Genomic DNA, 15,351 nt, shown 5'->3' on the forward strand with positions numbered 1-15,351 from the left:
TTTTCCTTATTTTAAAGGTGCAATTTTAGCAAAATTTTCATTAAAATCGACTTTGAAGCAAGTTGTTTTTAAAGTTAGGATTGTAGTTGATTTATTTTGTGCATTTGTTGTTACTTCATCGTGTATAACATGAAGACCAAGTTTATGAATATAATCTAAAAAAGTGTTAGAATTTTTTTCTATCGTTAGTTTAATGTCATCATCACCAAAACTAGGCAATAGCAATGGATTATAAGGTTTACCAGTGCATTTTTTCATAGATGCTGATATGTATAGTGATTCGTTGTAAATAGTAGCGTCTTTTACCATATAGCGGTAAGATATAAGAAACTCTTTAGCATCTAGAGCTAAAGAGTTAAGTAATATTATTGAGAAAATTGCGCGTGTGATAGAACGATTTCCATCTCTACTTCGCATAAACCATCTTTAAAAGTTGTTTCAACAACATTAGCATTTCTAACCATTGCTTTTACAGAAGTGCGAATAGTTGATCTTTTAACCATCATATTTTTGATTAAGTCTTGACCATCAATGCGAACGCCTTTAACTTTTTCTGCTATTAGTCTATAGGCGTCTGCCGTTGCAGCACGCTTTGCAAGTGCATAAGCTTGTGCAGGAGATAAAGTGTTCATTGGTGCAACACCTTGACCAGTTACGCTGATTCTTACATTAGTAGTTTCGCTTAAAACTTCTTCTGACGCTTTTTTTTCAACTTTTGCATTTTTAGTAACTTCATCTACTTTTGTTTCTAAAGAAGCGATTTTGCTTTCTACATCAGTCATTTTTGTATCGATGCCTGTTACTTTTGTATCGATGCCTATTACTTTTGTATCCATTCCCGAAACTTTAGTATCCATATCTACTAACTGAACATCGATAGAATCCATTCTATCATAGTTTTCAATAGTTTTTGGAGCAGCAGCTACTAATGAAGTGACACTAATTAGTGTTATTAGAAGTAGAGAGTATTTCATTGTCAATCCCTTTATTGTTAGGCACCAAAGAAGGTGCCTAATTAGTTGTGTAGTTAGCTAGAAGCAAATATTATTCCAAGCCTAGTATGTTAGTTAATTTTCATCTTCATCATCATCTTCTTCTTTATGTTGTTTAGGACAACGGGAAACACTTGCGACATCATCACCTTTTACTATATAAACCCCAGAAGTATTTCTGCTCGATTTAGAAATAGTTTGCATATCAACTCGTATCATCTTTCCAGCTTTTGTTAAAGCCATCATGTCCATTGCTTCATCAACCATTAAACAACCAACAATATTTTTACCAGTTTTTGGAGTCATTTTCATAGCTATAACGCCTGAACCACCACGGTTAGTTAAGCGGTATTCACCAGCATCTGTTCTTTTTCCAATACCTTTTTCAGCTATTATGAGAATTTCTTGTTCATCATTTTCTATGATATTAGCATCTATAACTACATCGTCATCATGTTTAAACTTAATCCCTCTAACACCTCGAGTGCTACGACCTTGCTCTCTTGTTTTTTCTATTTCAAATTTTATACATTGAGCGAGTTTTGTAACAATAAACAGGTATTTAACATTTTGATTTGCTATTTTTGCTGTAATTAGAGTGTCATTATCATCAAGAACAATTGCTCTTACTCCATTACTTCTTATGTTTGAGAACTCACTTAGATTTGTTCTTTTTACAACTCCTCTTTGAGTGAAAAACACAAGACCTTTGTCTTGACTAAAATCTGTTGTTGGTATAACAGAACATATTTTTTCATCAGCTACTAGATTTATAAGATTTACAACTGCTTTACCTTTAGCAATTCTGCTTCCCTCAGGAATACGGTAAACTTTTAACCAGTGAAGTTGACCACGGTCCGTAACAAAAAGTAGCGTATCGTGAGTATTACAAGTAAAGAAGTTTTCTATAAAGTCATCTTCATAAGTTGTAACAGCAATTTTACCTTTACCGCCTCGTTTTTGTTTTTCATAAGACGCTAGAGGTACGCGTTTGATGTAACCTCTATGCGTAATTGTAACAACCATTGGCTCATTTGGGATAAGGTCTTCTATATCTATATCATCATAATCATCTTCTATATCAGTTCTTCTTTCATTACCACCATAAGTTGCGAGAACTTCATCAAACTCTTCATTTATGATACCATGGAGAACATCTTCACTTTTTAAGATTGATTCTAGATACTCTATAAGTTTTACTAACTCAGCTAATTCTTCTTCGATTTTTTTGATTTGTAGACCAGTTAAACGACCTAATCTCATTGCAACAATGCTAGATGCTTGAATCTCAGAGAAATCATATTCAGTTACAAGATTATTTTTAGCATCTTCTTCATCTTCTGACGCACGAATAGTTTTAATAACTTTTTCTATAATATCTATCGCTTTTTTCAGACCTTCTAAGATATGTGCTCTTGCTTTTGCCTTTTCTAAGTCAAAAATTGTACGACGAATTATGATTGTTTTACGGTGATTTATAAAATGTTTTAATATCTCTATGATTCCAAAGATTCTAGGCTCTTGATTTAATATAGAGAGCATTATGATACCAAATGTAGTCTGCATACTTGTTTGTTTAAAAAGATTGTTAAGAACAATTTCACTCATTGTGTCTCTTTTTAACTCAATTACAACTCTCATACCATCTCTATCTGATTCATCACGAACTTCAGAAACACCATCTATCATCTTGTCTTTTACTAGGTTTGCAATATTTTCAATAAGACGAGCTTTATTTACTTGGTAAGGTAATTCATCTATTACGATAACTTCTTTTTTACCTTTTTGTTCTATATGAGTTTTAGCACGAACTTTTATTCGACCACGACCACTTTCATAAGCATCCATAATCCCTTTTTTACCAAAAATGATACCACCAGTTGGAAAGTCAGGTGCTTTTATATGTTCCATGATTTCTATTAAAGACATATTTGGGTTTTCTAAAAGTGCTTTTAATCCAGTAAGTATTTCCCTAGGATTGTGAGGAGGGATATTTGTAGCCATACCAACTGCAATTCCTGATGAACCATTAATTAGAAGATTTGGAACACGAGTAGGCATTACATCTGGCTCTTTTGTGGTACCATCGTAGTTGTCTGTCATATTTACTGTGTTTTTTTCTAAGTCTTTTAGAAGTTCACCCGCATATTTAGTCATACGAGCTTCTGTATATCTCATAGCAGCAGCACTATCGCCGTCTACTGAACCGAAATTCCCTTGACCGTCAACAAGTTGCATACGCATAGAAAAGTCTTGAGCCATTCTAACAAGGGCATCGTAAACAGAATTATCACCATGTGGATGGTATTGACCGATTACATCACCGACTATACGGGCAGATTTTTTGAACTTTGCACCATGAGAAAGACTTAACTTATCCATCGCATATAAAATTCTTCTATGAACTGGCTTTAGTCCATCACGAACATCTGGTAGGGCACGACCTACAATTACACTCATTGAATAATCAAGATAACTGTTTTGAAGTGTTTCTTCAATGTTAATAGTTTGAATGTTGTCGTTATTTAGCAAATCACTCATTAATACACCTAGTAAAATAATTTTGCTGATAATATCTTAATATCGTTGAGTACTACCTTAATTAGGGCTAGGTTTTGTGAGTAAGTATCCTCCTATAAGAACAGGTATGATTCCAATAATTTGTCATTTTTGAAGTACTCCATTGCTGAGATGCTAAGAATTGGAAAACAAATCTCTCAAATCGCTAATCCTAACATTAATATTTCACCTTGACGCACTTTCTTCATTAAATATTTTTTACTTTAAATCTGAGATTCAGTCAAAAGATAGAAAAATTAGTTGGCTTATTCGGAGGGTTCAATTTGTTGAAATGCGCTTATTTTTAAAGCCGACAAAAACACGACAAATTTATTATATAATATAATATAGAATTTAAAAGGAGGCTAGTTTTGTACAAAAAGTCATTTTTTATATTAACAGTATTTTTATTTTCCCCACTTATATTAAGTGGAATAGAAATGGTTGGTTTAGGAGGAAGTAATAGTCAGGCAGATGCAGTTAATTCAGATGGAAGTGTTGTTGTCGGAACTAGTAAGTCTACCAGCAATAATACTAAAGCTTTTCGTTGGACACAAGCAGGGGGAATGGTAGATTTAGGAGATTTAGGAGGAGGTCATAGTCAGGCACATGGAGTTAATTCAGATGGAAGTGTTGTTGTCGGAAATAGTAAATCTGCCAGCAATAATACTGAAGCTTTTCGTTGGACACAAGCAGGAGGAATGGTAGGTTTAGGAGATTTAGGAGGAGGTTCTAGTCATGCAAGTGGAGTTAATTCAGATGGAAGTGTTGTTGTCGGAAATAGTCATTCTGAAGCTTTTCGTTGGACACAAGCAGGAGGAATGGTAGGTTTAGGAGATTTAGGAGGAGGTCATAGTGAGGCACATGCAGTTAATTCAGATGGAAGTGTTGTTGTCGGAAATAGTAAATCTACCAATAATAATACTAAAGCTTTTCGTTGGACACAAGCAGGGGGAATGGTAGATTTAGGAGATTTAGGAGGAGGTCATAGTAAGGTTAAAGCAGTTAATTCAGATGGAAGTGTTGTTGTCGGAAATAGTAAATCTACCAACGATGCTACTGAAGCTTTTCGTTGGACACAAGCGGGAGGAATGGTAGGTTTAGGATATTTAGCAGGGGGAGTTTTTTTTAGTAAGGCAAATGCAGTTAATTCAGATGGAAGTGTTGTTGTCGGGGTTAGTAAATATACCAGTGGTCATGAAGCTTTTCGTTGGACACAAGAAACAGGAATGCAAAGCTTAACTAAATGGCTTCAAAAGAGTGGATATACCCTAAGCGGTTGGAGTAAGACTAGTGCAACTGGAGTAAGTGCTGATGGTAGAGTAATTGTAGGATATGGTACTTCTTCAAATGGTCGAGAGGCCTTTATAGCAAGAGGTGGAAGTGGTCTTCCTGATGGAGGTGGTCTTATTGGATTAAGTACATTAACTATGTCGCTTAGTAGTATAGCAAATGTAAATGTACAAGGAATGAGTATACTTAACACTACAATGCATGGAGCCCATGGACATCCAGGTTCAAATAGAGCCTCAGATGATAAATATACCATGTGGACAGCAGGTGACTTTGCATATAATGATAGATATGAAACTAAAGATAACTTTTACTTAGCAGAAGTAGGCTTCGGATATAGACAAAATGATTATGTAAGATATAGTATGTCTTATGGGCAAACAACGGGAGCTAGTAAACTACTTTATGAAGGGAAAAATAAAATAGATGGGTATTTTTTTGTAATTGAGGCAGATATAAGATTACCAATAGAATTACCAATATATACTACACTCTCTTATATGTACGGTAAAAATGATTTAGACATAAAAAGAGGATATGAAAATGCAGGTAGCCTAGACTACTCAGAAGCTAAAACCGATCAAAATATGCAAGCCTTCAGACTAAGAGTACAAGGGCAGTCAGAAAAAGATTATATTTATCCTTATGTTGAATATAACTATGCAAGTGTAACAACAGATGCATATACAGAAATAAATGGAGGATTTCCTGCCAGTTTTAATAAAAACAAAGAGAATACAAATGATATAAGAGTAGGATTTGATTCTAACTTTAAACTAAATGAAAAAAATAGAGTAATAACAAGCCTTGAAGGTATACACCGTATGGAAAAAGAATCAAATGGAATAAGTGGAACGGTGATAGGCTTTAGCTCATTTCATTTAGCTAAAGAAATATACAAACAAAATTGGATAAAAGCAACTGTAGGAATAGAGAGTACTTTTAATGTTGGAAAATTTACCTTAACACTAAATTCCACTTCAAAGAGTGCAGACCCTCAATACTGGGTAGGAGCTAATTACTCTTTGTCTTTTTAGTATAACTTTTAGATTTACAAATGGTTGTACCCCAAGGGCAGGCTTTGCGCTCTTTTTTACATTGACTATTTTTTTTAACTCTGTTATTTCAATATAAATTTACTAGCAAATATTAATCCATCTCGAACTTATTTTTGTCTTACTACTCACTAATTAAACATATTATTGATTAAAAATTAATCAATTTATTGACTCTTTAGTGCTAAATAGTTTGTATAATTTTGTCAGTTTAAATTATTAAGGATAAATAATGAAGAGATATTTACTTGCTTTATTAGCATTGCCAACCTTGGTCTTTGCAGAGGATATATTAAATAGTGGTGACACTGCTTGGATGTTAGTTGCTACGGCTTTTGTTATGTTAATGACTCCTGCAGGACTTGCACTTTTTTATGGTGGTCTTACAAGAAGCAAAAATGTACTAAATACAATGGGTATGAGTTTAGGTGCTTACGCTGTTGGTACTTTAGTATGGGTTTTAGTTGGTTACTCTATTGCTTTTGGTGATGGAGATTTTATAGGAACAGGTAAGGTAATGTTATCAGGAATCACTTCTGATACTTTAAGCGGAACTATTCCAGAGTTACTTTTTGTTGCCTTTCAAGGAACATTTGCTGCAATCGCTGTTGCAATCGCTAGTGGTTCTATGATTGAGAGAGTTAAATTCTCAACTTATATGGTATTTGCAGCTTTATGGATAGTGGCTGTTTATGCACCTGTTACACACTGGGCATGGGGTGGTGGTGAAACACTTAACTTCGGTGAGATGGACTTTGCTGGTGGTACTGTTGTTCACTTAAATGCAGGTGTCGCTGGTTTTGTTGTTGCTTTGATACTTGGAAGAAGAAAAGACTATGGCAAAGTTGCAATTAAACCTTTTTCTCCGATGTTAGTTGTTCTTGGTGCTGCTCTATTATGGTTTGGTTGGTTTGGTTTTAATGCAGGAAGTGAAGTTGCTGCTGATGGTGTTGCTGCTTCTGCATTTCTTGTAACAAATGTTGCTGCTTCACTTGGTGTAATTGGTTGGATACTTGTTGAGTGGCTAGTTTACAAAAAAGCTACTTTAGTTGGTGGTGCTTCTGGTGCTGTTGCTGGATTGGTTGCAATTACTCCGGCATCTGGTTCTGCTGGTATTGAAGGTGCTATTATAATAGGTCTTGTTGGTGGTGCACTTGGTTTTTATGGTGTTTCTAAGCTAAAAGGTATATTTAAAGTTGATGATTCTTTAGATGCATTTTGGATTCATGGTCTTGTTGGTATTTGGGGTTCAGTTGCAACTGCAATCTTTATTGCCGACTATGCGATGGCAGAAGATTATAATATGGTAACTCAATTGGGCGCTCAATTCTCAGCTATTGGTTTAACAATTGTTTATTCGGGTATAGTTACGGCAATTGTATTTTATATAGCTTCAGCACTTACAGGTGGCGGTAGAGTTGATGAAGAGACAGAAAGTCGTGGTCTTGATGAAACAGTTCATGGTGAAAAGGCACTTAATCTATAAAAGTTGATTTTAGCCACAAATATGGCTAAAATGTTAAAATTAAATTTGGAGTAATATAATGAAAAGAGTAGAAGCAATTATAAAACCGTTTAAACTAGAAGATGTTAAAGATGCATTAGCAGAAATTGGTATAGAAGGAATGACGGTAAGTGAAGTTAAAGGTTATGGTCGTCAAAAGGGACACAGTGAGCTTTATCGTGGAGCTGAGTATGTAGTTGATTTCTTACCAAAAATAAAAATGGACATTGTTGTAAATGACGAGATGGTTGATAGTGTAACAAGTACAATCGTCGAAGCTGCTAGAACTGGTAAGATAGGTGATGGTAAGATATTTGTTAGTGATATAGAAAAAATTATTCGTATTCGTACAGGTGAAACTGATAACGAAGCGGTATAATTAGTACGCGAAACGAGCAAAAGCTCAACTGCTTAAATTTTAATCAATTTAAAAAAATACTGTACTTTTTTTAAGCTACAATTCCCCTTTAATATAAAAAAGGGGTTACTTACATGTTAGAAGCTGATTTTAAATATATTATAGATACTTTTTTTATACTTTTTTCAATGGTACTTATAATCTTTATGGTACCAGGTTTTGCTATGCTAGAAGCAGGGCTAGTTCGTACAAAAAATGTTACTTCTGTTTTAACTATAAATGTAATGATTTATACTATTGCATCTCTCGCTTTTTTGCTTATTGGATATACGCTTGCTTTTGGTTCATGGGAAAATAATTCTATGAGCATCTGGGCAGCATTTATGTTTCAGATGGCATTTGTTGGTAAAACAATTAATATTATGAGTGGTGGTGTTAGTGAGCGTGTTCGTATTTTTCCTTTAGCTATGTTTGCTGTTATTATGGGTGCTTTTATCTATCCTACAGTAGTAAATATTAGCTGGGGTGCAGATATGATAGCAGGAACTTTTCTTGATTTAGATATGTATGATTTAGCAGGTTCTACTGTGATTCACTCTACTGGAGGATGGGCTCTTTTAGCTGCTATTATGATTATTGGTTCTCGTAAAGGTCGTTACTCAAATGGGAAAATCAGAGTTATCCCCGCTTCAAATATTCCCCTAGTTGTTTTAGGTGCTTTTTTACTTTGGATAGGCTGGTTCGGTTTTAATGGTGGAAGTATTGGCTCTATTTCTAGTGTAGAAAATGCAAATTTGGTAGCAAAAACTATAATGAATACAAATACAGCTGGTTTATCTGGTGCTTTAATTGCCGGAATTATGATGTATGTTAGATATAAACTTTTTGATATTACGATGATTTTAAATGGTGCTTTAGGTGGCTTAGTTGCAGTTACTGCTGGACCTGATTTATATGATATGTACACTCCTATCTTAATAGGTTTAGTTGGTGGTACCTTAGTTGTTTTTGCTGTTCCTATCTTTGATAAATTTAAATTAGATGATCCCGTCGGTGCTTTATCTGTGCATCTAGTAAATGGCATCTGGGGAACATTAGCAGTTGGGATTTTTGTAGATAGCATTTCTTTTATGGCTCAACTTAAAGGTGTTGTAGTTGTTGCATTTTTTGCTTTTAGTGTATCTTTTGTAGTTTTATATCTTATCAATAAAATTTCTAAGTTTAGAGCAGATGATGATGCTCAACAAGAGGGAATGGATGTTAATGAGTGTGGGGTGGAAGCATATCCAGAATTTAGAAGGGCAATATAATATTTTTTAGGATTTTAACATTTATGTAACACATAACTTGTTATTATTCTGCTTATGATTAGACACTGCAGTTCATTTTTTATATCGATTATCTTTCATATTATCTTGCTTGTGTCTGCTTTTTTTATTTGGAAGAGTATTCCATCTGTTAAAAAAATTGAGTGTAATGATAAGATTTGCATTAAACTTTGTGATGTAGTAAGTCAAAAACAAATCATAAAACCACCTTCAAAACCTAAAGCAAAGCCAAAAAAAATAACAAAAGCTAAACTTGAACCGATTCTTGTACAAAAAGTTATCCAAGAAGAGTTTATAAAAGAACCTGAAGTTATTGAAGAAAAAAAAGAAGTTTCACAAACAATGGAAGTAGTAATAGCAAAAAGTGTTGCAGTAGAAGATACAATGACTAAACAAAAAAGAGTCAAAAATGATTATTTACAAAAGCATATAGCAGAAATACAAAGACTTTTACAAGAAAACTTATACTATCCAAGAAGAGCGAGGGAAAGAGAAATAGTGGGAGAAGTGAGAATTGAGTTTACACTATCTACAGATGCTAAAGCACACTCCATTAAAGTAATCTCATCAAATAGTGAAATCCTTAGTAGAGCGGCTGTAAAAACTATTGAAGATTTATCTGGTAAATTTCCAAAACCAAAAGAAGAGCTTACAATTACTGTTCCTATGACTTACTCATTGATAAAAAATTAAAACACTTATTTACATTAAGTTGTGAAACTGAATGAATATTCATTTTATTGCAATAAATTATTAAAATTAGTAGTTATTTTCGTTATACTGCCTTTTATATAGTAAAAAAAGGTGCAAAATGAGAATAATAGCGTTGTTAATATTATCTAGTACAATAATTTTGGCTAGTACTTACACTAAAGCAGACAGAATTAAAGATATGCAAATTATGGAAAAAGCTATGTCAACTATATCTACAGGAATTTTATATAATAATCCAGATATAGTTAAAGAAGGTGCAATATCACTCTCAGACGCAATAAGAAGAGTTAAACCTCCAATTGAGGTAGAAACTGAAAAAGACCCAATGGCTAGATATATGAATAATAGAGTAACATTTAGTTATAAAATTGTTAGAAATATTGATAAGAAAGTAAAAACTATTTTGGAAAGATTTAAGGCTGGTGATTCAAGAGCGGCTTCTCAAGCTCATGCAAAAATAATGAAACAATGTATTCAGTGTCATTATGAAGTTTTAGACTGGTAATAGACTGTTCAAAAACTGTATCAATCTGGTAAAATACCAATTACTTAAGGAAACACAGATGAAAATAGAAATAGATTTAGAGCAATTTACTCGTGATATCAAGGTGCCCCTTGAGGGTAGAAAGCCGGTAAAAGTATCGGTGGAAAAGATGAAGCGTTAGGCTCTCTAATTAAAAAACTTATGCCCGAATAAAACGACAGAAGCACTTGGGTACAGAAGCTGCACTTGCAACTAAAAGAGAGTGTAAAATATACTGTGTAAACCTTAAAAATTAGATTCATTTGATAAACTAATCAAGTGAATTATTTAAAGGATTTACATAAGTTTAATCAACCACGAAGAGTTAAAAAACAATTAGCATCAGGAGAGATAACTTCTCTAGATGATATTGCAAATGAGTTTAAAAATATACTCAAAGAAGTGATACAAATTGCATCCCAAGAAGAGCTAACTCCGCTGTTGACAGCAATAAAAGCCGTTTATCCTAAAGCTGAGATACAAAGATGTATTGTTCATCAAATCAGGAGCTCCCTGAAGTTCGTATCTTGGAAAGATAGAAAGGCAGTTGCTAAAGATCTTAAGTCTGTGTATTCATCCATAAATGAAGAAGATGCTCAATTAGCACTTACAGATTTTAACGATATTTGGGGTAAAAGATATCCTAACATTACTGTTTCTTGGACAAATCACTGGGCTGAACTCTCAACTTTTTTCAAATATCCAGATTCAGCTAGAAAACTAATTTACACTACAAATCCAATAGAATCTATAAATGCAACAATAAAAAGAAAGACTAAATCTAAAGGTTCATTTCCTACTGTAGAATCTGCTTATAAGCTAATGTATCTCGCTACACAAGAGCAACAAAACAAATGGAATATGTCGAGTGTCAGAAATTGGTTTGAGATTTATACCCAAAGGGCAGAACCTCCTCAACTTAGTATATTTTTCAGTGAAATTATGTCAAAATATACTAATTGATTAATGGATAAGAGGTAGGTTTACACAGTTAGATTTACACTCTCGTTTATTTTACGGTCTCCTATTTTAAGAATTGAACCCTCTGAACAAGCCAGATGATTCTTCTTTATACTAATATTCTATCATTTTAAAAATTCTCTTTCAATTTTGAAGTGAGTTTCTGTCTTGTTTTTCTATATTTCTACTATTTATTAGCATGTTAGAACCTTATTTTGTTCCTTTTGTATCAGTTCCTAGCCCTTACCAGTGCAGGTGTCCGTCTCAGATTATAACAAGCAGCCAACATAAAAAAGTGTTGTTGATTTTTCTCTATTCCCCGATATCTGGTTTTTCTGAAGTTCATATGTTGTTTTATAAATGCGAATGGTAATTCCACGAGACATCTTATCTTTGAGAATCTTGTATTATTTCTTGATTGTTTAGGTCTTAGTTTCGATTGACCTCTTACTCGTCTTTCAACTATACCAGCAAAAATACCTTTTGCTCTTAGTGCCACTTTTCTTGCCTTTTGCATATAGCCACTATCTGCGAATATTGCTTTATTTTCATCTTCTGTCAGCTTATCAAACTGTGTACTATCGTGTGTTGATGCAGTTGTAGCTATTACTTTTTTGATGATACCGTTTGTATCAGTTGCTATATGCATCTTTAATCCATGATGTTTACGACCTCTTTTTGAAGTATAGGTTGCATCAGAATCATGGGCTTTATTTGAAATAACTTTATCCTTGTCATCTTTTTTTCTCTTTGGTTCGCTTGAGTGGATGAGAGTAGCGTCTATAAGAGTTCCCTCATTGAGTATAAGTCTTTTAGATTCCATCATCTTTTTTACTTCTTCAAATATATCACCAAGTATCTCTTCTTTGATAAGCTTGTTTCTAAATTTACAAATAGTTGTTTCATCTGGAATAGTATCTTCATCTCTTATATCAAGAAACTTTCTGAAGCTTATACGGTCATGTATAAGCTCTTCGGTCATTGGGTCTGACAATCCATACCAGTTTTGTAAAAAAAGTGAGCCTACTAATATCTTTGATGGAATAGATGGTCTTCCTGTCTTACCTTTGTTGGGTTTGTATACATTTTTCTCTATAAGTATCTTCTCAATAGCTTCAAATGGAATAATCTCTTTCATCTCATTTAAAAACTTCATACTCTTCTTACCACCTTGGTATTTCATGGCATGGTCAAAAAAACTTAGTTGCATATTTATCCCTCAAACTTGGCTTCTTAGTATATCTATTTTAGCTAATTATTGGTTTAAAGGAGGTTAAGTTAAATTGCTTGATTGTTCAGAGGGTTCAATTAAACTTTAAAAAGCATTTTTTTACTTTGCAACAATTCTTAATTGTTTTAAAAAAGCAAGTGCAATTTTTTTTGTTTCTCGATGTTTTGTAGCTTCATTTAAACAACTTATACATTTTTCAATTATATTGTTTTCATGGTAAAGATAACTTAATTCTAAATTTGATATTGGAAACTCTTTTGATTTTTTCTTTTTAATTATTGATTCATATGACATAATTGCTTTTTTATTTTGATGTAACATAACATATAATCTTGCTTTTTGTAAAATGTATTTATTTTTATTTGTTAGATTTATTAATTTATTTAAAATACTTAAGGAAGAAATATATTCCCTTGCATTAAAGTATGCATCAAAAAGCAGTTTTAGATTTTTTTCATTTGTTTGTATCGTTTTATTTTTTAGATGGCTAGATAAAAGTTCAGCTCCTTTGTAATATAGTTCATTTTGTAATAGAAAACTTATAAATTGTAAAATATCTTTTTCTTCTAATATTTTTAGATTATATGTTTGTTCAAAAATACTTAAGCCTTTTTGGACTTGATTTTCAATAGTATAGATTTGTGATAAATACAACCAATAATTCTTATTTTTTGGTTCTATGTATATAATAGAATAAAGTGTTTTAATCGAGTTTTTATAATCTTTCAACTGATAATAATTTGAAAATAATAATTCATACCAATTGATTGGAATTTTTCTTTTGAGAATACTTTGCAGTTTAATAGCTTGCTTTATACTTTTTATTGCTTTTTTATTTTGTTTTATTGCAATATAGCTTTGAGCTAACAATATATGAGCTTTAGGTTTTTTTTCTGTTGTTTTTTTTATCCAAATATTTAAATATTTTATGGCTTGTTTGTACTCTTTCAAAGACAGATGAAGTTGTGCTATATTATATGTAGTATTTAAATAATTTTTTTTATTCATTATATTTAAATTATTCATTTTTTTAAAAGATAAAATAGCTTGTTTTAAGTTTTCTACAGAAAGAAATAAAAAACCTTGGCTTTGGAGTATGTATGCTTTATCTGCCTTATTTAACTCTTTTTTTAAAAGTTCATTTATTATATTGAGTGCTTTAGTATATTGTTTGCTCTCGCTTAGTTTTTGAATATGAGTTAATTTTTTATATGTACTTGAAGAAAGTGTTATATTTGCATTTAAGACCCATATATATGTAAACAATATAAATAGTATTTTCATTTTTTACCTTAATTTAAATTCTAAAATTTGTTCAGCCATTTGCTCTATTCTTTGTCCATTTACTTGTTTTGGTTTAAATTTCCAACCATATACGCTTTGTAATGCAGCATCATCAAATATGTTTTTTGGATTGGAATCTAAGATAATTGCGTTTTTCACTAACCCATCTTTACCTATAAGTAGTTGCACTTTTACATAACCCTCTTTTTTAAGTATTTTAGCTCTTCGTGGGTACATAGGAGGTATCCTAAGTATTGGCATTGCTGAAGTATTTTGTGTGATATCCGATTTAGTGAAAATTGCACCATTTAAAAAACCATTATTATTTATATTCATTGATAACTTAATAGGTGAAATATTTATATTTAGTTTGGTTTTTTGCATCGCAAAGTTTACTTTATTTATATTTGTAGTTATTTTTGGAGGAGTTTTAATTTTTTTAGGTTTTGGCAACTTTTTCTTTACTCTATGTTTTTTCTCGATTTTACTTTCATTGATCATTCTTATAAAACTTATATTTCCGTATTTAGTTTGAGTAGATTTATTATTGCTAATTATAATGGTTTGATTTAGCATCCAATATAGTGTTAGAGTAAAAAAGAGGGCAACAATAGGTAAAAAAAATCGTATAATTGTCATGTTACTCTTTTTTTGTCGCTATTGATATACTTTGTATACCCGCCATTTTAATTTGATCCATAACCGCGACTAAAAGACCAGTTTTTGATTCCATATCTGCTTGAATTATAATTGAAGTTTTATCATCACCGTTAGTTAATCTTTGTATATTTGCTCTTAATGCTCTTAAATCAATTTGCCTTTTATCTATCCATATTTCTTCATTGCTTGTAATTGCAACTAAAATATTATTGCCTTTATCTTTTTTTTGAGATGTTTGTGCAATTGGTCTGTTTATGTCAATACCTGATTCTTTTACAAAAGATGTAGTAACTATAAAAAATATAAGCATTATAAAAACAATATCAAGCATAGGTGTCATATCTATGCCTGCATCTTCATTATCTTCAAAAAAATCTCTTTTTCTCATTTTCTTCTTTTTCCTTTAAATTCAATATGAAGTTTTTCACTTAAAAAGCGTAATTTTTTTTTGTTAACTTGCTCCAAATATGTTTTAAATATCATGCCACTAAGTGCAACACTCATTCCTACCATGGTAGGAATAGTAGCTTGAGATATGCCGCTTGACATTGCTCTTGCATCAGAATTTCCCAATATTGAGATAGTATCGAATACTTCAATCATCCCTGTTACAGTGCCAAGAAGACCTAAAAGTGGAGCAACCATAATAGAAATTTTAATAAAGTTCATTCCATTTTCAATTTTATTTTTTGTAGACAAAAAAGACATCTTATTTAATTGTTTATTTTGTATTTTTATTAAGTAAATTTTTTTTTTATAAACAAAAAAATGATAAAATAATTTATCTAAGATAACCGACCACATAGCTAAAGCAACAATGAAAATGACAATTAAAACATCTCCTCCTCTTTCAATGAAAGAGTTAATCGTATACAAAAAATCAAGCATTT

Annotated in this window: 15 protein-coding genes; 7 read left to right on the top strand and 8 right to left on the bottom strand. The window is 32.0% G+C overall.

Features of this window, described 5'->3' with window-relative positions; all coding sequences use genetic code 11:
- Positions 1-6: 6 nt before the first annotated feature.
- From MOV42_RS10200 to gyrA, 3 genes are all read right to left on the bottom strand, one after another.
- Positions 7-417 carry a hypothetical protein gene (locus MOV42_RS10200; RefSeq protein WP_324171074.1) on the bottom strand — a complete coding sequence of 137 codons (411 nt, stop codon included), beginning with the start codon at positions 415-417 and terminating at the stop codon, positions 7-9.
- The gene (locus tag MOV42_RS10205; RefSeq protein ID WP_324171075.1) at positions 366-974 is read right to left on the bottom strand and encodes an LPP20 family lipoprotein; all 609 of its coding nucleotides are present in this window, start codon (positions 972-974) and stop codon (positions 366-368) included. The genes MOV42_RS10200 and MOV42_RS10205 overlap by 52 nt, the downstream gene beginning before the upstream one ends.
- Positions 975-1,067: 93 nt before the next feature.
- Positions 1,068-3,533 (bottom strand): DNA gyrase subunit A, encoded by a 2,466-nt coding sequence (gyrA, locus tag MOV42_RS10210; RefSeq protein ID WP_324171076.1) that lies wholly within the window; start codon positions 3,531-3,533, stop codon positions 1,068-1,070.
- Positions 3,534-3,922: 389 nt separating this feature from the next.
- On the opposite strand from gyrA, the gene MOV42_RS10215 reads away from it, so the two are divergent.
- The 7 genes from MOV42_RS10215 to MOV42_RS10245 all read left to right on the top strand — a co-directional run bounded on the left by MOV42_RS10215 (position 3,923) and on the right by MOV42_RS10245 (position 11,289).
- On the top strand, positions 3,923-5,881 hold the full coding sequence (locus MOV42_RS10215; protein ID WP_324171077.1) for an autotransporter domain-containing protein: 1,959 nt from the start codon (positions 3,923-3,925) through the stop codon (positions 5,879-5,881).
- 250 nt (positions 5,882-6,131) lie between these two features.
- Entirely contained in the window at positions 6,132-7,385 is a 1,254-nt protein-coding gene (locus MOV42_RS10220) for an ammonium transporter (protein ID WP_324171078.1), read from the top strand.
- Positions 7,386-7,443: 58 nt separating this feature from the next.
- The gene (locus MOV42_RS10225; RefSeq protein WP_324171079.1) at positions 7,444-7,782 is read left to right on the top strand and encodes a P-II family nitrogen regulator; all 339 of its coding nucleotides are present in this window, start codon (positions 7,444-7,446) and stop codon (positions 7,780-7,782) included.
- A gap of 113 nt (positions 7,783-7,895) precedes the next feature.
- Positions 7,896-9,071, top strand: a complete 1,176-nt coding sequence (locus MOV42_RS10230) for an ammonium transporter (RefSeq protein ID WP_324171080.1) — start codon at positions 7,896-7,898, stop codon at positions 9,069-9,071.
- Positions 9,072-9,182: 111 nt separating this feature from the next.
- Positions 9,183-9,782, top strand: a complete 600-nt coding sequence (locus MOV42_RS10235; protein ID WP_324171081.1) for an energy transducer TonB — start codon at positions 9,183-9,185, stop codon at positions 9,780-9,782.
- A gap of 118 nt (positions 9,783-9,900) precedes the next feature.
- Positions 9,901-10,308: a cytochrome C gene (locus MOV42_RS10240; protein ID WP_324171082.1), complete on the top strand. Its 408-nt coding sequence runs from the start codon at positions 9,901-9,903 to the stop codon at positions 10,306-10,308.
- A gap of 297 nt (positions 10,309-10,605) precedes the next feature.
- The gene (locus MOV42_RS10245; protein ID WP_324171083.1) at positions 10,606-11,289 is read left to right on the top strand and encodes an IS256 family transposase; all 684 of its coding nucleotides are present in this window, start codon (positions 10,606-10,608) and stop codon (positions 11,287-11,289) included.
- Between the two features lie 226 nt (positions 11,290-11,515).
- Here the strand turns inward: MOV42_RS10245 and MOV42_RS10250 are convergent, their stop codons facing one another.
- The 5 genes from MOV42_RS10250 to MOV42_RS10270 form a co-directional block, all read right to left on the bottom strand.
- Entirely contained in the window at positions 11,516-12,496 is a 981-nt protein-coding gene (locus tag MOV42_RS10250; RefSeq protein ID WP_324171084.1) for an IS5 family transposase, read from the bottom strand.
- 120 nt (positions 12,497-12,616) lie between these two features.
- A complete protein-coding gene (locus tag MOV42_RS10255; protein ID WP_324171085.1) occupies positions 12,617-13,801 on the bottom strand; it encodes a tetratricopeptide repeat protein in 1,185 nt (394 codons plus the stop codon).
- A 3-nt stretch (positions 13,802-13,804) separates the two neighbouring features.
- Entirely contained in the window at positions 13,805-14,440 is a 636-nt protein-coding gene (locus MOV42_RS10260; protein WP_324171086.1) for an energy transducer TonB, read from the bottom strand.
- Position 14,441: 1 nt separating this feature from the next.
- Positions 14,442-14,849, bottom strand: a complete 408-nt coding sequence (locus MOV42_RS10265; protein ID WP_324171087.1) for a biopolymer transporter ExbD — start codon at positions 14,847-14,849, stop codon at positions 14,442-14,444.
- Complete coding sequence (locus tag MOV42_RS10270) at positions 14,846-15,349, bottom strand: MotA/TolQ/ExbB proton channel family protein (RefSeq protein ID WP_324171088.1); 504 nt, start codon at positions 15,347-15,349, stop codon at positions 14,846-14,848. Before MOV42_RS10270 ends, MOV42_RS10265 begins: the two co-directional genes overlap by 4 nt.
- Positions 15,350-15,351: the final 2 nt, after the last annotated feature.

The organism is Sulfurimonas sp., assembly GCF_029027405.1.
In the GTDB taxonomy this organism is placed as follows: domain Bacteria; phylum Campylobacterota; class Campylobacteria; order Campylobacterales; family Sulfurimonadaceae; genus Sulfurimonas.